Source organism: Mesorhizobium sp. M2E.F.Ca.ET.209.01.1.1 (assembly GCF_004010375.2).
In the GTDB taxonomy this organism is placed as follows: domain Bacteria; phylum Pseudomonadota; class Alphaproteobacteria; order Rhizobiales; family Rhizobiaceae; genus Mesorhizobium.
The window spans coordinates 1-637 of the sequence record NZ_SADP02000084.1; the positions used below are offsets into that span (position 1 = coordinate 1).

The window sequence follows — 637 nt, forward strand, 5'->3', positions numbered from 1 at the left end:
GTCGTGCCGCACGCCCAGCTGATGCCGGCCGCGTTCGACCTTGCGCGGCGCATCACGGTCCACTCGCGGGCGGCGGTGGCGGGCATCCTCACCGCCGTGGCCCGAGGCATCAACCAGAGCATCGCCGAGGGCCTGCTGGTCGAAGCCGAGCAGTTCGCGCGCATGGCCCCTACGGCCGATCTGCGCGAAGGGCTCGATGCCTGGATGGAGCGGCGCCAGCCGGCCTATGACGGGTCACGGGCACACCGGCCGCGGGACGCGGTGCGCCAGACTGGGCGAGTTGGGACCAGTCCGTGATGACGGTTGCAAAGACGATGCGATCGCGAAGCGAGATTCCGGATCGCCCGCGATCCCTGGGCCGCGGCCCTATGCCGCCGACTTCAGATCCGTTCCTTCTGTTGGGCGCACGCGCGCGGCGGCCGCCAAGAGGTCGGTCTGGGTGATCAGGCCGAGGATGTGCCGCTCGCCATCGACGATTACCACGGCATGGCTGCGCCCGTCGGTCAGCACGGGCAGCAGGCTCATAGCCGGTGCGTCGGATGAGGCAGTGCCGGCCTTCGACATCACCTCTTTCACCGTATCGGTCGCTTTTGTCAGCTCGCGCAGACCGACCGCGCCGGTAAGTTTGCCGTCCGCG

Annotated in this window: 2 protein-coding genes; one reads left to right on the plus strand and one right to left on the minus strand. The window is 69.2% G+C overall.

The genetic code is table 11. The features are described 5' to 3' along the window. Nucleotides 1-297 (plus strand): enoyl-CoA hydratase-related protein (locus tag EN852_RS34665; protein WP_246694484.1); only part of this gene is annotated, 297 nt, incomplete at its 5' end. Nucleotides 298-366: 69 nt separating this feature from the next. Here EN852_RS34665 and EN852_RS34670 read toward each other — a convergent pair. Then, the coding region (locus tag EN852_RS34670; protein ID WP_135879578.1) for a CBS domain-containing protein at nt 367-637 on the minus strand (271 nt) is incomplete at its 5' end.